This window comes from Alcanivorax sp. 97CO-5, from assembly GCF_000524665.1.
GTDB lineage: Bacteria > Pseudomonadota > Gammaproteobacteria > Pseudomonadales > Alcanivoracaceae > Alcanivorax > Alcanivorax borkumensis.
In genome coordinates this window covers 79859-100525 of record NZ_KI965908.1, presented here as the reverse complement: position 1 = coordinate 100525, position 20667 = coordinate 79859, and the positions used below count along the sequence as shown (strand labels likewise).

At 57.5% G+C, this 20667-nt stretch carries 21 protein-coding genes; 12 read left to right on the top strand and 9 right to left on the bottom strand.

What is annotated here, in order from left to right:
• Positions 1–28: 28 nt before the first annotated feature.
• Together Y017_RS14610 and Y017_RS14605 are read left to right on the top strand one after the other, a co-directional pair.
• Complete coding sequence (locus Y017_RS14610; protein WP_035461759.1) at positions 29–682, top strand: HAD family phosphatase; 654 nt, start codon at positions 29–31, stop codon at positions 680–682.
• A gap of 12 nt (positions 683–694) precedes the next feature.
• Complete coding sequence (locus tag Y017_RS14605; protein ID WP_035461757.1) at positions 695–1666, top strand: imelysin family protein; 972 nt, start codon at positions 695–697, stop codon at positions 1664–1666.
• 282 nt (positions 1667–1948) lie between these two features.
• Here the strand turns inward: Y017_RS14605 and Y017_RS14600 are convergent, their stop codons facing one another.
• The gene (locus Y017_RS14600; protein ID WP_011589626.1) at positions 1949–2548 is read right to left on the bottom strand and encodes an outer membrane beta-barrel protein; all 600 of its coding nucleotides are present in this window, start codon (positions 2546–2548) and stop codon (positions 1949–1951) included.
• 228 nt (positions 2549–2776) lie between these two features.
• Between Y017_RS14600 and Y017_RS14595 the strand changes: the two genes are divergently transcribed.
• From Y017_RS14595 to Y017_RS14560, 8 genes are all read left to right on the top strand, one after another.
• On the top strand, positions 2777–5287 hold the full coding sequence (locus Y017_RS14595; protein WP_035461754.1) for a heavy metal translocating P-type ATPase: 2511 nt from the start codon (positions 2777–2779) through the stop codon (positions 5285–5287).
• Positions 5284–5937, top strand: coding sequence for a class I SAM-dependent methyltransferase (locus Y017_RS14590; RefSeq protein ID WP_011589628.1), 654 nt, complete (start codon positions 5284–5286; stop codon positions 5935–5937). Before Y017_RS14595 ends, Y017_RS14590 begins: the two co-directional genes overlap by 4 nt.
• Positions 5934–6293, top strand: coding sequence for a cupredoxin domain-containing protein (locus Y017_RS14585; protein WP_035461752.1), 360 nt, complete (start codon positions 5934–5936; stop codon positions 6291–6293). The genes Y017_RS14590 and Y017_RS14585 overlap by 4 nt, the downstream gene beginning before the upstream one ends.
• 49 nt (positions 6294–6342) lie before the next feature.
• Entirely contained in the window at positions 6343–6837 is a 495-nt protein-coding gene (locus tag Y017_RS14580; protein WP_011589630.1) for a DUF411 domain-containing protein, read from the top strand.
• A gap of 149 nt (positions 6838–6986) precedes the next feature.
• Positions 6987–7649: a LysE family translocator gene (locus Y017_RS14575; protein ID WP_035461750.1), complete on the top strand. Its 663-nt coding sequence runs from the start codon at positions 6987–6989 to the stop codon at positions 7647–7649.
• The gene (locus tag Y017_RS14570; RefSeq protein WP_035461748.1) at positions 7646–8041 is read left to right on the top strand and encodes a hypothetical protein; all 396 of its coding nucleotides are present in this window, start codon (positions 7646–7648) and stop codon (positions 8039–8041) included. Before Y017_RS14575 ends, Y017_RS14570 begins: the two co-directional genes overlap by 4 nt.
• 35 nt (positions 8042–8076) lie before the next feature.
• Positions 8077–10014 (top strand): copper resistance system multicopper oxidase, encoded by a 1938-nt coding sequence (locus tag Y017_RS14565; RefSeq protein WP_035461746.1) that lies wholly within the window; start codon positions 8077–8079, stop codon positions 10012–10014.
• Positions 10011–10745, top strand: coding sequence for a copper resistance protein B (locus Y017_RS14560; RefSeq protein WP_011589634.1), 735 nt, complete (start codon positions 10011–10013; stop codon positions 10743–10745). Before Y017_RS14565 ends, Y017_RS14560 begins: the two co-directional genes overlap by 4 nt.
• A 191-nt stretch (positions 10746–10936) precedes the next feature.
• Here the strand turns inward: Y017_RS14560 and can are convergent, their stop codons facing one another.
• Together can and moaA are read right to left on the bottom strand one after the other, a co-directional pair.
• Positions 10937–11581, bottom strand: a complete 645-nt coding sequence (can, locus tag Y017_RS14555; RefSeq protein ID WP_011589635.1) for a carbonate dehydratase — start codon at positions 11579–11581, stop codon at positions 10937–10939.
• A gap of 56 nt (positions 11582–11637) precedes the next feature.
• Positions 11638–12651 (bottom strand): GTP 3',8-cyclase MoaA, encoded by a 1014-nt coding sequence (gene moaA, locus Y017_RS14550; protein ID WP_035461744.1) that lies wholly within the window; start codon positions 12649–12651, stop codon positions 11638–11640.
• A 203-nt stretch (positions 12652–12854) separates the two neighbouring features.
• Between moaA and Y017_RS14545 the strand changes: the two genes are divergently transcribed.
• Entirely contained in the window at positions 12855–13343 is a 489-nt protein-coding gene (locus Y017_RS14545) for a peptidylprolyl isomerase (RefSeq protein ID WP_011589637.1), read from the top strand.
• 111 nt (positions 13344–13454) lie between these two features.
• Positions 13455–14276, top strand: coding sequence for a glutamate racemase (gene murI, locus Y017_RS14540; protein WP_231483545.1), 822 nt, complete (start codon positions 13455–13457; stop codon positions 14274–14276).
• Positions 14277–14373: 97 nt separating this feature from the next.
• Here murI and Y017_RS14535 read toward each other — a convergent pair whose 3' ends face one another.
• The 6 genes from Y017_RS14535 to Y017_RS14510 all read right to left on the bottom strand — a co-directional run bounded on the left by Y017_RS14535 (position 14374) and on the right by Y017_RS14510 (position 20631).
• Positions 14374–15819, bottom strand: a complete 1446-nt coding sequence (locus tag Y017_RS14535; RefSeq protein WP_035461742.1) for a cobyric acid synthase — start codon at positions 15817–15819, stop codon at positions 14374–14376.
• A gap of 121 nt (positions 15820–15940) precedes the next feature.
• Positions 15941–16552: a cob(I)yrinic acid a,c-diamide adenosyltransferase gene (gene cobO, locus Y017_RS14530; protein WP_011589640.1), complete on the bottom strand. Its 612-nt coding sequence runs from the start codon at positions 16550–16552 to the stop codon at positions 15941–15943.
• Positions 16545–17909, bottom strand: coding sequence for a cobyrinate a,c-diamide synthase (locus tag Y017_RS14525; protein WP_035461740.1), 1365 nt, complete (start codon positions 17907–17909; stop codon positions 16545–16547). The genes cobO and Y017_RS14525 overlap by 8 nt, the downstream gene beginning before the upstream one ends.
• Before the next feature lie 56 nt (positions 17910–17965).
• Positions 17966–18730 carry an ABC transporter ATP-binding protein gene (locus Y017_RS14520; protein ID WP_011589642.1) on the bottom strand — a complete coding sequence of 255 codons (765 nt, stop codon included), beginning with the start codon at positions 18728–18730 and terminating at the stop codon, positions 17966–17968.
• A 52-nt stretch (positions 18731–18782) separates the two neighbouring features.
• Complete coding sequence (locus tag Y017_RS14515) at positions 18783–19754, bottom strand: iron ABC transporter permease (protein ID WP_050731540.1); 972 nt, start codon at positions 19752–19754, stop codon at positions 18783–18785.
• Entirely contained in the window at positions 19750–20631 is an 882-nt protein-coding gene (locus Y017_RS14510) for a cobalamin-binding protein (protein WP_011589644.1), read from the bottom strand. Before Y017_RS14510 ends, Y017_RS14515 begins: the two co-directional genes overlap by 5 nt.
• Positions 20632–20667 lie beyond the last annotated feature (36 nt).

Sequence of the window (20667 nt, the reverse complement as noted above, 5' to 3'; positions counted from 1 at the left end):
AAATGAGCTCTTCACGTAAGGAGAGGCCATGACACTCGCGATTTTCGACCTGGACAACACCCTGATTGGCTGCGATTCCGACCACCTGTGGGGAGACTGGCTGGTAGAGAAAGGCATTGTTGACGCCCAGCTTTATAAAGAAACCAACGACCAATTTTACGTGGACTACCAGCATGGCCGCTTGGACATCATGGCCTACCTGCGTTTTTCTCTGAAAGTGCTGGCCGATAACGATATGGCCCAACTGCATTTCTGGCGTGAACAGTTTTTGGCAGAAAAGCTGGACAGCATGTGGCTGCCCAAGGCCGAAACCCTGCTGCAGAAACACCGCGACCAAGGCCATACCCTAATGATCATCACCGCTACCAACGACTTCGTCACGGCCCCACTGGCAGAGCGCCTTGGCGTAGACCACTTGATTGCCACCGTGGCAGAGTGTCGCCGCGAGCGCTATACCGGAAGCGTAGCCGGCACTCCCAGCTACCGCGAAGGTAAAGTTGAGCGGCTCGCCGAGTGGCTAAAAGCCAACGATGAAACGCTGGAAGATAGCTGGTTCTACAGCGATTCCCACAACGACCTGCCACTGCTACGTAAAGTAGACAACCCGGTAGCCGTGGACCCAGACAGCACTCTTGAGCGTGAGGCTCGGGAACAGGGCTGGCCCATTATCAGCCTGCGTTAATCCGGATTGCTTATGCGTTTTCTATTGATGGCTTTGCTAACCAGCCTGCTATTGGCCTGTGACAGCAGTATCGATGAACACGCTGACACAACACCCGGGCCGACCAGCGCCACCGACCTAGTAGAGATTCCTGCCGCACAGTGGCAACAAAGGGCCGATGAACGCTTTACTACCGCCGCCACAGAATGGCAGCAGGCGTTGGCTCAGTTTGAGCGAATCCCTGATCAACAACACCTGGCCGCTCTGCGCCAAGCGCTGTCCCATTGGTATCAGCGCTTTACCAGCCAATACTTATTACTAGCCAGCCGCGCCTGCCAACAAGACGGACGTGCCCGTCACCAAGTCAACCTCACTCAGCTGGACAGCTGGCCACTGTACCCTGGCTACTTGGACGTCTTACCTCAATGGCCGGAGTCTGGCTTAATCAGCGACCCAAGCCTAGAGCTGACCCGCCAGAGCCTGCGGCGCCAGCACGGCGCCACCGATCCAGCGGAAGCCAGCCTCGGTTTTGCCGCCATGGCAGTGGTACTCAACGGCACTGCCGAGGCTCCCAAAGCGCTGGATTCCTTCATCGGCCAAAAGGGCGCGCCGGCTCGGCGCCGCCAATATCTGAAGCTCGCCGGTGAGCAATTGGTGGCCGACCACCAGCAGCTATCGTTGAATCGGCCGCTGAATCAGCTAGCGCTGCAATGCGGCCTGACAGGAGTCCTGGCTCACTGGCAGCCATTGAGCAACTCAACCGATGAACAAGAAAGCGGGCTACTAATTCCCGAACTTAGCGCTGCCCTCAATAACACCAACCTGCTTGCGGGCGTGCAGACCATGGACCCCGACGCATTGGCCCGCTGGGATCAGATCAACCCGGGCATTGCCGATGCTATCAAGCACAGCGAAGAAAAGGGCTGGGCTCCGATCCAAGCCTGGCTCAGCACAGTGAGTTTCACCCGCCCGCTACCTGACACAAGCAAAAGTAGGTCGAGTTAATCTCAAAGGAATAATGCGACGTCCAGCACCAAGATAGCCCCCGGCTTACGGCCTTAGACGCCAGTGCCTTCGGCTAAAATCGGTCCACGAAACTGAAAGCCCGCAAACCACAAACCACAAACCACAAACCACAAAAGAAGAGGGGCGCGCGGGCACAACGCCAAATCAAGCCAAGGCTTTTATCCATGCTGTAGCTTGCAACTTGTCGCTAATCCACCACAAAAAAGCCCCACCGACGTCTCACGCGGCGGGGCTTTTTGCATCCAAGCCAAACAATCGACCTTAAAAGTTATAGCGACCGAAGACGCCGTAGGTATCACGATCACCACCAACAATGACTCGTGCACCCAAATCCACCGCCTGGCTCACCTTGAACAGACCCTGGCCATAAACACCCAAGTCATCATCATAGAGGTCCTGGTAGGCCAAACCCGCGGACAACTCCAACTTCTCGGTAGTGGCATGACGCACACCACCACGCAGCTCGAAACCTATTTCGTCATCGGAGCGGCCCGGATCATAATCACGGTCATCGTAAATAATATCGGCGCTACCAACGAAATCCAGACCACGCTGCAGCGGTGTATGGAAACCGACACCACCGGACAAACGGGTACCGTCGAGATCGCCATTGTGGCCGTAATCACCATCGAAGAAGCCTAAAGCACCACGCAGAAACAGATGCTCATCCAACGCAAAAGAACCTTCAGCACTCAGTGCATCCACGTCCACATCGTTATCCAGGTCCCAACGGTCATAAGCCAATTGCCCGTAGCTGTAGGAGAAACCGTTATCGCGAACAGCGGTAGTTTGTTGCGCAGCCATGACGGGACCAGAAACGGCAAGAGCAAGACCTGACATAAGCAGTGTTTTCTTAAACATAAATCGTCCTCACTGATATCAAAAAGTTCAGCATCACAAGATGGGGCACACTATGTGCTCTTATTGAGCGATCTGCATGGTTATGGTTCCACTTTTATGACGTTTTTATAAAAATTTTCAATGCAACCAGCAATTTGTAGCATGCGGTTGACCTTGGGGTTACCCACAGGTGTCACAATAATAACCTGACACGACACCCAGGGATTCAACTGCTTCACAGGAGCCTCCATGTCGACGCAAGCGCGCACCCAAACTCTGCCCATTCGCGGCGCGACCTGCAAAGGATGCAGCCGCACCATCACCGCTGCACTGGAAGCACTCACCGGCGTGGAGCGTGTGACGGTGGATTTGGAGTCCCAGCAGGTGTCCGTCACCGGCACCGCCTCGCACAGTGCGCTTCAAGAGGCGCTGGTACAAGCCGGCTACGGCGTAAACCCGGATGATGCTCACCATGAACACAATAATCCTGCCGACCATGACAACACCGCCAGCAAGCCGATCGCCCAGGAGCCGCAATCAATACAGCTAAATATCAGCGGCGCCACTTGCGCGTCCTGCGTGCGCACCATCGAAAGCGCCCTGCGTGACACACCCGGGGTCGACAGTGCGGATATGAATTTTGCCGACCGCACCGCTCAGGTGAGCGGCTCCGCCAGCACCGCATCCCTCATTAAAGCGGTAGAAGACGCGGGTTATGGTGCCAGCGAAGCCCGCGAGGAGGATAACGGAGAGCAGGAAGCCAAAGAGCGGGCACATTACCACCAGTTGCTGCGGCACATGGGGCTAGGGCTTGGGCTGGGCGTGCCACTAATGGCCTGGGGCCTGCTCGGTGGTGACATGATGGTTCGCCCCGGTGAAACCAGCCAATGGGTATGGCTGGGTATCGGTGTTGCCACCCTCGCGGTGCTGGCCACCGCCGGCCGACACTTTTTCGTCGGCGCCTGGAAAGCCTTTCGCAACCATAACGCCAACATGGACACCCTGATCGCACTGGGCACCGGTGCCGCCTGGCTGTATTCCATGGTGGTGGTATTACTGCCCGGCGCCCTGCCGGAAGCCGCCCGCCATGTGTATTTTGAGGCCAGCGCCATGATTATCGGCCTCATCAATCTTGGCCAGGCACTGGAAGTTCGCGCCCGCGGCAAGACCAGCGCCGCGGTAAAACGGTTGCTGGATTTGGGCGCCAAAACTGCACGGGTCATCCGCGATGGCGAGGAACAGGATATCCCGGTGGAGCAAGTTCAGGCCGGCGATCAATTGCGGGTTCGCCCTGGCGAAAAAATTGCTGTGGACGGCACCGTGGAAGAAGGCGAAAGCCGCATTGATGAATCCATGCTCACCGGTGAACCCATGCCGGTGAATAAAGCCCCTGGTGATAAGGTCAGCGCCGGCACACTCAACGAAGCCGGCACGCTACTTTATACCGCCACGGCCGTCGGCAAAGACACCGCCCTTTCACACATCGTCGCACTGGTAAAAAAAGCCCAAGGCAGCAAGCCACCCATCGGGCGACTTGCCGATCAGGTGTCGGCCATTTTTGTCCCGACCATTATGCTGATCGCCATCGCGGCGGCACTGGTGTGGTTCAACGTGGGCCCGGAACCGCGGCTAACCCATATGCTGATCAGCGCCACCACTGTATTGATTATCGCCTGCCCCTGCGCACTGGGCCTGGCCACGCCCATGTCGGTGATGGTGGGCGTCGGCAAGGCCGCCGAATACGGCATTCTGATTCGCCAGGGCGAAGCGCTACAAACTAGCAGCCAGCTGGACACCATTGTCCTCGACAAAACCGGCACCATCACCGAAGGCAAACCTGCCGTCACTGATATCGCCTGCAATGAGGGCCAGCAAGAAGACACCGTGCTAACCCTTGCCGCCAGCGTGGAAAGCGGGTCGGAGCACCCGCTGGCCACGGCGATTCTCAACGAGAGCAAGCAGCGAGAGCTATCACTGGATAGCGCCAGTGAATTCCAGGCTTTAAACGGCAAGGGGGTTACCGCCACCATCCAGGGCAAAACCTATCGACTAGGAAACCGCCGCTGGCTAGAAAGCGAAGGGGTAAACATCAACCTCGATAGCACCTCTCTCACCGACAAGGGCGTCACGCCGCTGTTTTTGTCTGAAGCGAACACCCTGCTCGGCATCATCGGCGTCGCGGATCGTATCAAGGACGATTCCAAAGCCGCCATCGCCCGCCTGAAAGATCAGGGATTAAAGGTCATCATGATTACCGGCGACATTGCCGCCAGCGCCAACGCCATTGCCGAACAAGCCGGGGTGGATGAAGTGATGGCTGAAGTGCTACCGGAAGACAAGGCGAAAAAAATCCAGGCATTGCAGAGTGAAGGGCGCACCGTGGCCATGGTCGGTGATGGCATCAACGACGCCCCCGCTCTCGCCCAGGCCGATGTGGGCTTTGCTATTGGCACCGGCACCGACGTAGCCATCGAATCCGCGGCCATCACCTTGATGGGAGGCTCGCTACACGGCGTTCCCGATGCCATGGCGATTTCTTCTGCCACAGTCCGCAACATTAAACAAAATCTGTTTGGTGCCTTTGTGTATAACAGCCTGGGCGTACCAGTGGCCGCCGGCATCCTCTATCCACTCACGGGCAATCTGCTTAGCCCTGTGATCGCCGGGGCCGCGATGTCGCTCAGCTCGGTTACCGTCGTCACCAACGCCAACCGATTGCGGTTTTTCAAACCCAAACACCATCAGGGAACAAGCGCATGAGCCCGGAGCAACTTGCCGCACAACTGCGCCACCCTAACGGTGAAGATGGCAACAAAGTCGCAGACAATATGGATGTGCGAAACCGCCCTGTGATTCTCGCCGCCTACCAGGCGTTGGCCCCTGCTAACGGCGACCGGATTCTGGAAGTCGGGCCGGGAAGCGCAGGCCATCTCCCTCGCTTATTAGCGCAGGCTAACAACCTGCACTACACCGGATTAGATGCCTCTCGGGATATGGTCTTGCGTGCCCGCGAACGTTACCTAGGCGAAACTCGCGCTGCCTTCATCCACGGCGAACTGACGCAAGCACCACTTGCTCCTGCCAGTATGGACCGCATCGTTGCCATAAATGTGGTCTATTTCTGGCAGCCACTGCTCCCTGCTCTGCAAGTGCTGAATTTGTTATTACGCCCCGGCGGCACTCTGGTGCTGGGCTTTCGCGATCACAACAGCATGGCCAGCTTGGCGGTGTTCAAACACGGTTTTTCCACCTATCACGGCCCCGAGTTACAGCAGGCCCTAGAACAAGCCCACTTTACCAACACCCCGCTGCACACCTTCGCCGAAGACAGCGTCGATGTGCTCGGCGAGACCATGCACAAACAGTCGGTAATACTCACCGCTCGCAAACCCCAGGAGGCGACACCATGAGTCTTCTCGTCAATCTTGTCGGCCTGATTTTGATGGCCCTGGTGGTCTGGTGGTTCTGGCTATCGGACCGTAAAAACTCCGCGCAAGCCACCACGCAAGAAGCCACCATTATCGTCGAAGACGGAGTCTACACCCCAGCATCCATTCGCGCTAAAAGCGGGCAGTCTCTGACACTGCATTTCGATCGGCGCGACCCCTCTCCCTGTGCCGAACAGGTGATCTTTCAGGGGCTCGATACCAGTGCATTTCTGGAAACCGGAAAAACCACCACCCTAACGCTGGATAACGTGCCCGCCGGGGAGCACCGCTTCACCTGCCAAATGCAGATGTATCAGGGCACACTGATCGTCGAATAATCGCGGCCAATCCCCCCAACAGGGGGATGCATTAACAACGAAGGAAACGATGATGAAATACTTGCTCACACTCTTCACCGCTCTATTGCTGGCCGCCTGCGGCGATAACACCCCACCCAAGCCCGACGTGGCACAGGAACAAACGCCCGCCACCGCAGCCAATGCCACCAAAACATTGGAAGTGTATAAGTCCCCCACCTGCGGCTGCTGCGGTGCCTGGGTAGAACACATGGAAGCGAACGGTTACACGGTGAATGTCCACGAGCAGCAAAACCTGCAATCCATAAAAGAAAAAGCGGGCATCCTGCCCGGCACCGGCTCCTGCCATACGGCTTTTATCGACGGCTACGCCATTGAAGGGCATGTGCCCGCCAGCGACGTGGATCGCTTGCTGAAAGAGCGTCCCGAAGGCAAAGGCCTCACCGTGCCCGGCATGCCCGTAGGCTCACCCGGAATGGAAATGGGCGACCGCAAAGACGCCTATGATGTGCTGCTGTTCGATGAAAACGGCGCCCAAGTGTTTAGCCACCACCCGGGGAATTGAGCAAAACCGCCAAGCTGCAAGCGACAATATGGGCACGGCAACATCCTCACTAGCCAACGCCTCGCGTGCCTTTTCGCTTGCAGTCTGTAACCCTTCAACCTGTCATAGCAACACGTTACAGTGCCCGCTTTCCCCTAACGAGATTCTCCATGCTCTCTTTGCACGACTGGCTGTTGCTGGCTAGCGTTTGCGCCCTTGGCGCCATAACCCCGGGCATTAGCCTGGCCGTGATCACTCGCCACACCCTGTTGGGCGGCCATAAAGCAGGCGTCACTGCAGCCATTGCCCATGCCATTGGCGTGGGTTTCTGGGCCACCGCCACCGTCACCGGCTTAGCCGTGCTGTTTCACCGTTACCCCAAACTAGAACTGCTGTTCAGCCTCACCGGCGCGCTGTTTCTGCTGTGGATGGCATGGAAAAGCTGGCAAGCGGGCCGCACTCCCCTTAATACCACCTCCTTAGATACCAACGTGGAGGCCCACCATGGCGCCGCCCGCGATGGTTTTCTTGTGGCCTTCCTTAACCCCAAAGTCGCGTTGTTTTTTCTCGCGCTGTTCAGCCAGTTTCTGCAAGCCGACATGGGCCAACTGGCCCGCGCACAGATGGTGCTTACTGCCATCTTCATCGATGGTGGCTGGTATGTGCTGGTGGCTATCCTGCTGGGACGCAGCCGTCTTTTGCCCTGGTTACGAGCGCATCACCACTGGGTGGAACGCGCCACCGCAATACTGCTGGTGATCATTGCCGCCAGTGTGGTCGTCAACAGCCTGCTTGACCTTGGGGTGGCCCCAAGGTTAATAATGCCGGCATGACCAGTGTGCGCCAACAACAACGTCGGGCAGCCATTGCCTCCTTGCTCGCCATCATTCTGATGGCCGTGAGCACCTTGTTGTCCGCCAACTTGTCCGCCAACACCATGACCATGCCGCTGGGCACGGACAGCGCCATGACGTCTACCGCCACAACACCTTGCCACCAGGGGGCCGAACCCCAGGAAAGCGAACACCACATGGCGCCGATGCAAGACTGCGCAGGCGGCGATAGCTGCCAGTGCATTACCCTCTGCCAAATCACCGCCGCCAGCGATACGCTGTTTCATGGCGACACCTTTCTCTCTACACCCCCGGCCACAGCAACGCTGATCAGTGCGATTCACGCGGGCATCCACCGGTTGCCGTTACGCCCACCCTCCCTGTTCATTTGAGCTGACCTCTTTCTCAAACGAACAGGATTACGGAAATGAAAACACCATCGCAGATTTCTCTGCCACGGCGCCGTTTCGTGCAGGGCCTAGCACTGGGTGCCGCTGGCCTCGGCGTAGGTCTTAACGCCCGTCAGCTACTGGCCAGCCAGGGCCACACCGGTGCACCGGTTCTTACCGGCAACACCTTCCACCTCACGCTTGGCGGCGCCGATGTCAATATCACCGGCAAGGCTCGCCCGGCCACCACCATCAATGGCAGCATTCCCGGCCCTACCCTGCGCTGGAAAGAAGGCGACACCGTCACGATCAAAGTGACCAACCTGTTACCGGAAACCAGCTCCATTCACTGGCATGGCCTGCTACTTCCCTTCGAAATGGACGGCGTGCCGGGATTGTCTTTCGACGGTATCGCCCCCGGTGAAACCTTCACCTATTGCTTTCCGGTGAAGCAAAGTGGCACCTACTGGTATCACAGCCATTCCGGCTTTCAGGAGCAAACGGGAATTTATGGTTCCATCATTATTGATCCGCGCGAACCGGATCGGCACACGGTTGACCGAGACGAGGTGATTCTACTCTCCGATTGGAGCGATGAAGATCCTCACCATGTGTATGCCACGCTGAAAAAGCTCAGCCACTACTACAATTTCAATGAACGCACCGTGTTCGACACCCTGCGCGACTTTCGCAAAAAAGGTGTTATCGACACACTCAAAGACCGCCACATGTGGAACACCATGCGCATGAGCCAAAGCGACCTGGCGGATGTGACGGGTTATACCTACACCTACTTGATGAATGGCCAAAGCCCTGCCGACAACTGGACCTGCCAGTTCAAGCCCGGCGAACGTATCCGCCTGCGCTTTATCAACGCCAGTGCCATGACCTTCTTTGATATTCGCATCCCGGGCCTGGACATGACCGTGGTCGCCATGGACGGCCAACCGGTAAAACCGGTGGACTTCCATGAAGTCAGGCTAGGGGTAGCGGAAACCTTAGACGTAATCGTGGCGCCCCGAGCAGACCGGGCGTACACCCTATTCGCACAGAGCATCGACCGGAGTGGCTTCAGCCGCGGCACTTTGACCCCGGACCCCGCCATGACTGCCGCGGTCCCGAACATGGATGCACCGCCACCGTTAGGCCATACCGAAATGGGCATGGGCGCCATGGGTTCGCCGTCAATGAATGCAAAGGGAAGAGCCCACGGTGATATGCACCATGGCGATATGCACCATGGCGATATGACCCACGCCGACATGAAGATGGACAGCATGGATCACCACACCATGGGCCACAGCGACACCAAGCCCGTGCCCTTTGCCGTTAACGACAACAACCCGGATTTACCGCCGCGCAACAGCGCCATCGAACATGCAGCCAGCGAATTCGGCCCCGGTGTCGACATGCGCGTCATGGCGCCGGGGGCGATGCTTAACGACCCAGGCATTGGCTTGCGCAACCGGGACTGGAAAGTGCTCACCTATGCAGATCTAGAAACCCTGAGCGACACGCCCAACAACACCCCTATCGACAGTCTTCATCCGGACCGGGAAATTGTATTGCACCTGACCGGTAACATGGACCGTTACATGTGGAGCTTTAACGGCATTAAATTTGCCGACTCCGTGCCCTTGACGCTGTTCCACCACGAGCGGGTGCGCATCACCCTGGTGAACGACACCATGATGACCCACCCCATCCACCTACACGGACTATGGAGTGACCTGGAACTGGGGGAAGGCAAACTGCTGCGCAAGCACACCATTACCGTCAAACCGGGCGAAAAACTCAGCTACCTAGTACGCGCTGATGCGCTCGGGCGTTGGGCCTATCATTGCCACCTTCTCTACCACATGGAGGCCGGCATGTTCCGCGAGGTTCGTGTGGTTGAAAACGCCCACCCGCCAGCGCCCAACGGCGACCACGCAATGCATGGGGCCCACCGCATGAACGGAGTGAAGCAACCATGAAAAAATCGCTCACTTTTCTTGCCAGTATCGTCATCCTTGCCACCGCCTCACCGGCCACGGCTATGAATAAAAAGGAACCACGCTTCACCCGCATAATCGTCGACCAGCTGGAAGCCCGCGATAGCGACGACGGCACCGTGATGGCCTGGGAAGCCAGCGCCTGGCATGGCGGCGACATCAACAAGCTATTCTTCTCCACAGAAGGAGAGCGATTGATGGTGCCGGAGCACGATGACGAAGACCCCAGCACCGAAAGCGCAGAGACCCGCCTGGCCTGGAACCACGCCTTCGCCCCCTTCTGGGACGGGCAATTAGGGGTACGCCGGGACTGGCAGCCGAACGACCCCAGTCGCGACTGGGTCAGCGTAGGAGTACAAGGCATTGCGCCGTATTGGTTCGAGGTCGATGCCAACCTGTTTGTAGGCGAAGACGGCCTAACCAACCTGCGCATAGAAGCGGAATACGAGCTGATGCTTACCCAGAGGCTGGTCCTGGTTCCCAACCTAGAGACCAACCTCTACGGCAAGGACGACGACAAACGGGGTATCGGTAACGGCCTGACGGATATCGAAGCAGGCCTGCGATTACGCTACGAAATTCGCCGAGAAATCGCACCGTATATCGGTGTGCATTGGGAAAAGTTATACGGCGACACCGCCGACATAGCGCAGGCCAATGGCGAGAAAACCGAACAGGGCATCATCGTCGCCGGGCTGCGCATCTGGTTCTGATATCGACAAGCTTACCGGCAAGCGAGCCTCGCAGAGTAAGCGACCGAAGGGGCAAATTTCGATCCTGGAATTTGCCCCTCTAACGTTTCGGGCAACCGCGACATCCTCCCTCTGGAAGGGAGCGGCGACAGGTGCTCGGTAAAAAAACAGACGGGGAAACGTTCCAGTTTCCTATCGAGCTGTTTGTAGCTTTAGCCTGAACAGCTATCGTATTCTTCAGTTTCCAGAGTGCGCAGCTCGCTGTTGTCCTGAATCTGAATATCCAGATCCCGCAGATGGCCATCACCGATACCGTAAATCCAGCCGTGAATGGTCAACGCCTGATCACGGCGCCAAGCTTCCTGCACCACCGTGGTATTCGACACATTGATTACCTGCCGAGCAACGTTCAATTCGCACATCTTGTCCAAGCGTGCCTGGTCATCGAGCCCGGCCAGGTTCTTGCGATTACGCAAGTACAGTTCACGCACTTGGCGCAGCCAATTATCGATCAAGCCATGGGGCTCATCCTCCATGGAGGCCTTCACTCCACCACATCCATAATGGCCCACCACCATGATGTGTTTCACCTTTAAAACATCCACGGCGAACTGCAACACCGACAGCAGATTCAAATCCGTATGGTTAACCAGGTTAGCCACATTGCGATGAACGAATAGCTCACCGGGCATCATGCCCACCACTTCATTGGCAGGCACCCGGGAGTCCGCACAACCGATCCACAAATATTCAGGGTTCTGTTGCGCCCCCAGGGCTTTGAAAAACCCGGGGTGGCGCTCTTCGATTTCGTGGCGCCATTTTTCGTTGTTGGAAAACAAATCAGGTAGGGATTTCATCGTTTCTCGCTTTTTTGCGCATTCACTCTACAGGCAGCCCGCAACCTATCGGCGCGCTAGCCCCCTGTCATATTCATAAACCGTACCAGCTGCTCACCCGGCTCCAGGTTAAAGTCGTGGCGCTCGGGCTTGATCGCCATGGCACCCACAATGGCTTCGCGAAGAGGGGTATCGTCATTCGGATAGGCGCGCAGCACCGTGCGTAAATCCACACTGTGCTCATGGCCTAGGCACAAAAGCATACGCCCCTCGGCCGTAATCCGCACTCGATTACACAAATGGCAAAAGTTTTGTGAGTGGGGTGAAATAAAGCCGATGCGACTGTTACTCCCGGGCGCTTGCCAGTAGCGTGACGGCCCTCCTGTTTTTTCTGCCAGCGGCACCAATTCAAGCCGTGCAGACAGCTGTTCACGCAGCTCCGCCGAGGACACAAAGGCCAGTTCCCGGTCGTGTTCGGTGATCTGCCCGAGAGGCATCTCCTCAATAAAGGAAATATCCAAGCCCCGCGCTAGAGCGAAATCTACCAGCGCCGGCACCTCATCGTGATTACGGCCTCGCATGATCACGCTGTTGAGTTTGATGCGTTCAAAACCGGCGGCCCTGGCCGCATCGATTCCTGCCAGCACTTGAGCCAAATTCCCGGTACGGGTAAGCGCCTTGAATCGCTCCGGATCCAGCGAATCCAGGCTAATATTGAGCCGATTGAGCCCGGCAGCCTTCAGGGCCACCGCGTGCCGAGTCAGCCCAGCCCCATTGGTGGTCATATTCAGTTCACGCAGGCCCTCAATGGCACCAATATCGCGCACCAAATGCGCCACATCACGGCGCACTAACGGCTCGCCGCCAGTTAACCGAATACGCTTGACCCCCAACCGCACTAGCACCCGGGCCAACCGATTCATCTCCTCCAGAGTCAGCACCTGAGCGCGGGGCACAAAGGTCATATCCTCCGCCATACAGTACACACAGCGAAAATCACAGCGGTCCGTCACCGACAGCCGCACATAATCAATGGCGCGCCCGAAGCGGTCCTGCAGGACTGGATTGTCGGTGGAAACATCAGCATTCATGCCGCTACTGTAGCAAATGCGGGGCCAACCTGGGCAAGCGACTCCTCCTAACGCCCGTCGGGCCAGGCTAGCTCCAGTTGGTCAGGCCCTTGCCGGTCTTGTTAGAATGTCCGCCGACCTGAATACAGAACGCGGTCAGGCCACTCAAGCGTCATGACCGACACGTTCCTTATTCCGAATTCATCTACCCCTAAAGGGTTTCCATGCAAATTTCTGAAAATGCCGTAGTGTCCATCCACTACACCCTGACCAACAACGCCGGTGAAACCATCGATTCTTCCATTGAGCGTGGCGAGCCCTTGGCGTACCTGCACGGCGCCGGCAACATCATTCCGGGCCTGGAAAATGCCCTGCTAGGCAAAGTCTCTGGCGACAAGCTGGATGTCACGGTTACTCCGGAAGAAGGCTACGGCGAGCGTCACGAGCAGCTGATTCAGCAGGTGCCGAAGACTGCCTTTGAAGGCAACGAAGACAACCTGCAGCCAGGTATGCAGTTCCAGGCGCAAACCGAAGCGGGCGATCGCGTTTTCACCATCACCGCCATTGATGGCGATGAAGTGACCGTCGATGGTAACCACCCACTGGCAGGTGAAACGCTGAACTTCGCCGTGGAAGTGACTGACGTACGCGAAGCGTCCGACGAAGAAAAAGAGCACGGCCACGTACACGGCCCGGAAGGTCACGATCACTGATCGCTGACGGCTCGCAGAAAAGAGGCTCCTCCGGGAGCCTTTTTTTACCGCTCTACGGCGGCAACAGGTTGGCACTGCAGGCCTCCTACATCGTCCCGTCTTGGTATATCCTTGGCTCTTCGCTCCCACCCGAATATCCGTATGACCCACCCCGGCCCCATTGGCGTCTTCGACTCTGGCATCGGCGGCTTGTCCATCGCCCGCCGCATTCGCGAACTGCTGCCCCACGAAAACCTGCTCTATGTGGCGGACTCTGTTCATGCGCCCTACGGAGAAAAGGCCGAGCATTACATTCAGCAACGGGCAGATACGATTACCCGGTTTCTCATAGACAATAACGCGAAAGCCATCGTGGTGGCCTGCAATACCGCCACCGTCTCGGCTATTCGGCAGTTGCGTGCCGATTACACCCTGCCCATCATCGGCGTGGAACCAGGCATTAAACCCGCCGCCCTGAAAAGCAAAAGTGGCGTTATCGGGGTACTGGCCACCAGTCAGACCCTAAAAAGCGAGTCCTTCAACAATTTGAGCCGGCTATTCTCAGAAAGTGTATGTGTGGAAATCCAGCCCTGCCCCGGGCTGGTTGAACAAATTGAAGTGCTCGATTTGGACAGTGAAAAAACACAAGCACTGGTGGCCCGCTATGTGGCCCCACTGATTGAAAAAGGCGCAGATCATATTGTCCTGGGCTGTACGCATTATGCGTTTTTGGCACCGGTGATTCGTCGCATTGCTGGGGCGGGAATCCAGGTCGTTAACACCGACATAGCCGTGGCCCGAGAGACCCTTCGGCGCCTGCAAAACGCTAACCGCCTTTCTACCAGCGTGGCCCCCGGGCAAATGGCATTCTGGAGCAGTGCGGCCAACGAACTGGCGGATCAACAAATTAAACGCTTGTGGGACGGCAGCGTAACGATAAACACGATGCGCTAATCGGTGTATTGCTCGAATCTTTAGGCAACGAAACGTTACTGAAAAAATACAGGGCGCCCGGTTTGGCGCTGAGAAAAAGTCAGGCACGCTATTCGAGCTAGCTCCCCATGCATTGCTTTAACCGCGTCATATCCAAGTGTTCCTCCAGCATATCGGCCAGGCGATCCAGCTGTTGCTCTCGATGGACCGCATAATCCACACTGCGCTGGCTTTTCAGGCCCGCCCATTCGAGTATGGCATTGCAACTGTCGGGAACATCAAACAGGCCATGCAGGTAACACCCCATCACCCGCCCATCCTCGCTCATGGCGCCATCATCCCTACCCTCCAGAACCAGCATAGGATGCTTTAATGCTTCGCCCTGAGTAAGGCCATTGTGGATTTCATACCCGCGAATCAGGGTGTCAGCGGCAACAAAACGGCCTTCCACATTTCGTAGCTGTTTACCGGAAATCAATCGAGTGGTCATGGATAACCAGCCAAGCCCGGCACTACTTCCCGCATCACTTTCTAACCCCTCCGGGTCGTCGATGCGCTCTCCCAACATTTGAAAGCCACCACAAATGCCTAGCACTTTGCCGCCGTAACGCAGGTGCTTTTCGATCTGCTTGTCCCAGCCCTGCTGGCGCAGGAAAGCCAAATCCGCACGGGTAGCCTTGCTGCCCGGCAGAATGATCAGGTCTGCCGACGGCCAAGCCTCCCCCATCTTTACGAATTGCAAATTCACCTGCGGATGTAATCGCAGAGGGTCAAAGTCGTTGTGGTTACTCATACGCGGCAACAGAGGCACCACCACATTGAAAGCACCCACGTCATGCGCGCCCTGTTCATCCACCGCATCTTCCGCATCCAGAGTCAGGCCATGCAAATAAGGCAACACCCCAAACACTGGCTTGCCAGTGCGCTCCTCCAACCAATCCAGCCCACCCTGCAATAAAGACAGGTCGCCACGAAAACGATTAATCACAAACCCCAGGGTTCGTTTTTGTTCACTTTCAGACAGTAAATCCAGGGTACCGGTGAGATGCGCAAAGACACCGCCGCGATCAATATCCGCCACCACAATCACCGGGCAGTCCACCCTTTCGGCAAACCCCATGTTAGCGATGTCGTTATCTCGCAGATTAATCTCCGCCGGGCTGCCAGCGCCTTCAGCGATGATCACATCAAACCGGGAAGACAAGTCCTGCCAGGCCGCCAGCACCGCCTCACTGGCGGTGTTCTTGTAGGCGTGATAATCCAGTGCCTGCATATTGCCCAACACCTTGCCGCGAATAATAACCTGGGCGCCCATATCCGTTTGTGGCTTGAGCAATACAGGGTTCATGTCACTGTGCGGCGCGACCCCGCAAGCCAACGCCTGCAACGCGGTAGAACGACCAATCTCACCCCCATCCACGGTCACAGCACTGTTCAGTGCCATGTTCTGCGGTTTAAACGGCGCCACCGAATATCCACGCCGGGCAAACCAGCGGCACAACGCCGCGACCACCGTGCTCTTTCCCGCATCCGATGTGCAGCCTTGCACCATCAGAGTCGCCACGGAGAAAACCTTACCTTGAACGTTACAATCTCAAACTTGAAGCGCAACCCAGCACCTACAGTGACCTTGCCGGCCCACTCGCCCCGTATTTTTTCCGAACATTTGAACGTCAAAAGGCCCTTCACAGCTCGACGCCCTTCTGCGCTCGAACTCCTAAATCCTTAAACGCATGCTTCACCACTTTCATTTCCGTAACGGTATCGGCGAGTTCGATTAATTGTTTGGGAGCATAGCGACCGGTGACAATGGCGTGCTGCATGGCCGGGCGGTTTTGCAGGTCGTCCAGCACCCGGTCTAAATCCAGGTATTCGTAACGAAGAGCAATATTGAGCTCATCGAGCAACACCATGTGATAGCTGTCGTCGCGCAGCATGGCACGGGCAATCTCCCACGCAGCACCGGCTGCCGCCACGTCCCGCTCGCGGTCCTGGGTATCCCAGGTATAGCCTTCCCCCATCACGTGGTAATCCACGTTCGGCTGATCACGGAAAAAGGCGTCTTCTCCGGTACTGAACGCCCCTTTAATAAACTGCACCACGCCCACTTTCATGCCATGGCCCAATGCTCTGGCCAGCATGCCAAAACCGGAACTGCTTTTTCCTTTGCCCGGCCCGGTGAGCACCAGAAGAATGCCCTGATCCTTATCCGCGCGAGCAATCCGTTGCTGCATGATTTCCTGTTTCTTTGCCATGCGGTAAGCATGGCGCTCTGGGGTTTTCGCATCATCACGCATGGTCGTGTCCTGTTCGAGAAGGGGCATTGTGATCAGGGGAAAGTGTGTCGGTGCGGAATTGTCCGCTAAAAATATCCGCCACAATCTGCGGAGCCGAAGGGAAATAGCCATGAAAGAAACTCGCCACCAGGCCCTTGTCCTGATAAACCGCTTCGCCTTCTGTACCTGTTTGCTTGCGGCTAAAAATGGCCGGCGTCAGTGGCGTGGACAAACTGCCGTGGTGGAAAGTATGCCCGCGAAGTTCACCTCGCGGCGTTACCAGCGCCTGCATTCCCAGCCCGTGCCGTTTCTTGGTCAAAAACGCTTCACCCGGCAACAGCCCGAAACCGGCATGGCGCTTTTCATCACCGTCTACCAACGTTGCCATACAACTCATTAACCCACCGCACTCCGCCAGAATCGGTTTGCCCGCATGGTGATGATCTCGAATGGCCTCACCCATGGCCGTATTCATGGCCAGCGTTTCACCGTGCAGTTCCGGGTAACCGCCCGGTAGCCATAGCGCGTCCACCTCGGGCAATGTCGTGTCTTGCAACGGGGAAAAGAACGTCAGCGCGGCTCCCAGCTCACGAAGCAAATCAAGATTGGCAGGGTAAATAAACGCGAAAGCCGCATCCCGAGCGATACCAATGCGACACCCCTTCAGCAAAGCAGGCAATGGCGCAGGCGCGGCGGCGGAAAAACTCACCGCGTGTGGAAGTCGATCCAAGCCCGCGTCTTGCAACACCGCCGCCGCCTCATCCAAAAGCGTATCCAGATCCGCCAACTCATTCGCTTGCACCAGCCCAAGGTGCCGTTCGGGTAATGTCATGGCCGCGTGCCGTGGCACCGAGCCCAGCAAGGTCATGCCCGCAGGCATCCCTTCACGTACCAAGTCACCATGACGCTGGCTCGCCACCCGGTTGGCAATAACCTCATTCACCACCAGGTCATCGCGGTAACTGGCCAGCCCCAAAGCGATCGCACCGAAGGTTTGCGCCATGCCCCAGGAATCAATCACTGGCAACGCCGGGATACCTGCCAACACCGCCAGATCAGCACTGGAGGGAGTGCCATCAAATAGCCCCATGGCGCCTTCTACCAGAATCAAATCCGCCTCTTCTGCAGCCTGGGCCAGGCGCCAACGGCACTCCTCCTCACCGGTCATCCACGGTTGTAGCTGGTAAACCGGCGCACCGCTGGCCTGTTCCAGAATCATGGGATCCAGATAGTCCGGCCCGAACTTAAACACACGAACCCGACGCCCCGCATTGCGGTGCAACCTGGCCAGTGCGGCGGTAATCAGTGATTTTCCCTGACCGGACCCCGGCGCGCTAATCAGCGCTGCCGGCACCGAGGCATTAAATAAGGTTGTCATCGGGTGGCTCATTCTCGTTTATTTTCCTCGCTCGTAAAGCGTTATCCAGAGGCGGCCTAACCCGGCACAAAGACCGGCGCACCGTTCACGTGAGCCACCACCAGTTTCTGGTCGTAAAGACGCTCCAGAGCCTCCGGCACCAGCATCGCTTCCGCCGGGCCAGAACAGCACTCACCGTCCGGATAGAGCAGCAGTAAATGATCACACCAACGGGCCGCAAGGTTCAGATCGTGCAGGCACATAAACACCGCAGCACCGTTATCTGCCTGTTGATTGAGCAACGCCATGACGGCCACTTGATGATGCAAGTCCAGATGATTCGTTGGTTCATCCGCCAGCCAAATCGTCGGCTGTTGGGTGAGCGCCGTGGCAATGGAAACCCGCTGACGCTCGCCGCCGGATAAGGTGCTCACCAGCCGATCCTCGAGTAGCGTCAACGACACCGCCGACAAGGCCTCATGGGCCAGGTGGATATCCTCGGCGCTCTCCCGCTGCCAGGCAGACAGAAAAGGGTGGCGGCCAATCAATACCGTTTCCATCACCGTGGCGGGAAAGCTGTCTTGACGCTCTTGGAACACGACAGCCAGCTGCCGAGCTACCTCCCGGCGCGACAGATGAGTTAACGGTGTGCCATTGAGTACCACCCGGCCGCGTCGGGGGGCGCGCAACCCGGCCAGGGTATGCAGCAGTGTCGTTTTACCCGCTCCGTTCGGCCCCAGCACCCCCCAACGCTGGCCGGATTTCACCTGCAGACTAAGCGGATCACCATCCCCGCGACCGGGGATGTCGATAACCAGATGTTCAATGTCCAGCACCGCCATGGCGCTCTCCGTTTCGGTGACACAGGTTCCGGGCGATGCCGTCCCCAATCAATCAGCGATTGCGATGCAACAAGAACAGGAAAGTGGGCACCCCCAATAGGGCCGTAATTACCCCCACAGGCAGCTGCTCAGGAGCCATCACCGTACGCGCCAGAGTATCGGCCACGGTCAGCAAGGTACCCCCCGCCAAAACACTGGCGGGCAAGATAATGCGCTGATCATTACCCAACTGTAGCCGCAGCATATGCGGCACAATCAGGCCGACAAACCCCACACTCCCGGCCGTGGTCACCGCCACCGCCGTCAACAGACTGGCCAAGACATACACCAGCCACTCCAACGGCTTCACCGCAATACCCAAGGCCGCGGCCTGTAACGGCCCCCTCGCCAACACATTCAGGCTACGCCCCAGTGGCAGGGTCAGCAGCACCGCGATAATCATCACTAACCAGGCTGCGTAAGGAGCGCGGGCGTAGCTCAAGTCTCCCATTAACCAATACAGCATGCCCGGCAACCGATCCGCAGGGCTCATGGTCAACATAAAGGTAATTACCGCGCCCCAACCGGCGGCCACCACAACGCCCGTCAGCAACAGTCTGGTCGGGGTCCAGCCGCCCCCGCCTTGCGCCAAACCAAACACCAACAAGGTAGATAGCAAAGCACCGGCAAACGCCGAGCCGGACACTAACGCCAAGCCGCCACCAATCAACATGGCACCCAGCGCGCCCACCGCAGCCCCCCCGGAAATACCCAGCACATAGGGGTCCGCCAGCGGATTACGCAACAACACCTGCATCAGCGCCCCGGCCAGGGCTAGCAGCCCCCCCGTGGAGAACGCCGCCAGCGCACGGGGCGCGCGCAACGACATAATCAGTTCCCGATGCAGGTCACTACCGCCACCGCTCGCCACAGCCCACAGATCCTGCAGTGAAATCGATACACTGCCCACCGCCACCGACAGTAATAACGCCAACAGCCCCAGGGCCGTCAGCGCGAATAAGGTAGCAAGCGTCGGCGACTTAATGGCGAGCACGGGCACTTTCCAAATGCCGACACAGGGCGCGGGCACCGATCAGCATTTGCGGGGTAGGCCGCTGCAATGTGGACGGCGCAACAAAAAACAAATTATCGTTTTTTACCGCCCGTAAGCTGGCAAACTGCCGCCACGGCGCCAGCCAGCCCGGATCATCTTCACCCATCCCCCCCGCAACAATGGCCTGTGGATTTTTCTCCAACACGGACTCCTGACTGATTCGCGGAGTCAGGGTGGGAAGATCAGCGAAGACATTTTCCCCACCACACAGCTGAATCGCTTCACTGATCAGGTGCTTGCCATTTACCGTCATTAGCGGCTCTTTCCATACCTGATAAAACACACTGACTTTCGCTGCATCGGCATAACGTTCACGCAGGGCATCGATGCCCGATCGAAAAGCCTCCGCCGCACCCAGCCCTACCGACTGAGTGCCGGCCAGCCTGGCAAAACGCTCCAGCGAAGTGCTCACATCCTCAAACCGGCGCGGCTCGCTGTAATACACCGGCAGCCCCAAGGCTTGCAGGCGTTCCACCTGAGGTAACGGGTTGCCACTATGCCACGCGACAATCAGGTCCGGTTTTAGCGACAAAACGGCCTCTAAATCCAGACGTTTATAACTGCCCACCCGCGGTAATTTTTTCGCCGCAGGCGGGTAATCACTGAAGCTCACCGCGCCGACCATCTGCCCACCGGCCCCTGCCGCAAACAGCAATTCGGTGGCGCCGGGAGAGAGGGCAATAATGCGGCTGGCCGGTTTTTCCAAACACACCTCACGCTGGATATCGTCGGTGACACACACCGCCGCCATGGCCGTATCAAACATGGCCAACAACGTCAGCAACAACCCCCAGCGTAAAACGCGCATTCACTCACTCCATCTCATCTCGCAGCGCTATTCTTG

Excerpts from the sequence above, each read along its gene's own strand:
- Y017_RS14560 (WP_011589634.1), top strand. The coding sequence starts at position 10,011 with ATGAAAAAATCGCTCACTTTTCTTGCCAGTATCGTCATCCTTGCCACC.
- Y017_RS14510 (WP_011589644.1), bottom strand. The coding sequence starts at position 20,631 with ATGCGCGTTTTACGCTGGGGGTTGTTGCTGACGTTGTTGGCCATGTTT.
- Y017_RS14590 (WP_011589628.1), top strand. The coding sequence starts at position 5,284 with ATGAGCCCGGAGCAACTTGCCGCACAACTGCGCCACCCTAACGGTGAA.
- moaA (WP_035461744.1), bottom strand. The coding sequence starts at position 12,651 with ATGAATGCTGATGTTTCCACCGACAATCCAGTCCTGCAGGACCGCTTC.
- Y017_RS14545 (WP_011589637.1), top strand. The coding sequence starts at position 12,855 with ATGCAAATTTCTGAAAATGCCGTAGTGTCCATCCACTACACCCTGACC.
- Y017_RS14600 (WP_011589626.1), bottom strand. The coding sequence starts at position 2,548 with ATGTTTAAGAAAACACTGCTTATGTCAGGTCTTGCTCTTGCCGTTTCT.
- Y017_RS14565 (WP_035461746.1), top strand. The coding sequence starts at position 8,077 with ATGAAAACACCATCGCAGATTTCTCTGCCACGGCGCCGTTTCGTGCAG.
- can (WP_011589635.1), bottom strand. The coding sequence starts at position 11,581 with ATGAAATCCCTACCTGATTTGTTTTCCAACAACGAAAAATGGCGCCAC.
- Y017_RS14570 (WP_035461748.1), top strand. The coding sequence starts at position 7,646 with ATGACCAGTGTGCGCCAACAACAACGTCGGGCAGCCATTGCCTCCTTG.
- cobO (WP_011589640.1), bottom strand. The coding sequence starts at position 16,552 with ATGCGTGATGATGCGAAAACCCCAGAGCGCCATGCTTACCGCATGGCA.
- Y017_RS14580 (WP_011589630.1), top strand. The coding sequence starts at position 6,343 with ATGATGAAATACTTGCTCACACTCTTCACCGCTCTATTGCTGGCCGCC.
- Y017_RS14585 (WP_035461752.1), top strand. The coding sequence starts at position 5,934 with ATGAGTCTTCTCGTCAATCTTGTCGGCCTGATTTTGATGGCCCTGGTG.
- Y017_RS14525 (WP_035461740.1), bottom strand. The coding sequence starts at position 17,909 with ATGACAACCTTATTTAATGCCTCGGTGCCGGCAGCGCTGATTAGCGCG.
- Y017_RS14520 (WP_011589642.1), bottom strand. The coding sequence starts at position 18,730 with ATGGCGGTGCTGGACATTGAACATCTGGTTATCGACATCCCCGGTCGC.
- Y017_RS14575 (WP_035461750.1), top strand. The coding sequence starts at position 6,987 with ATGCTCTCTTTGCACGACTGGCTGTTGCTGGCTAGCGTTTGCGCCCTT.
- Y017_RS14610 (WP_035461759.1), top strand. The coding sequence starts at position 29 with ATGACACTCGCGATTTTCGACCTGGACAACACCCTGATTGGCTGCGAT.
- Y017_RS14595 (WP_035461754.1), top strand. The coding sequence starts at position 2,777 with ATGTCGACGCAAGCGCGCACCCAAACTCTGCCCATTCGCGGCGCGACC.
- Y017_RS14605 (WP_035461757.1), top strand. The coding sequence starts at position 695 with ATGCGTTTTCTATTGATGGCTTTGCTAACCAGCCTGCTATTGGCCTGT.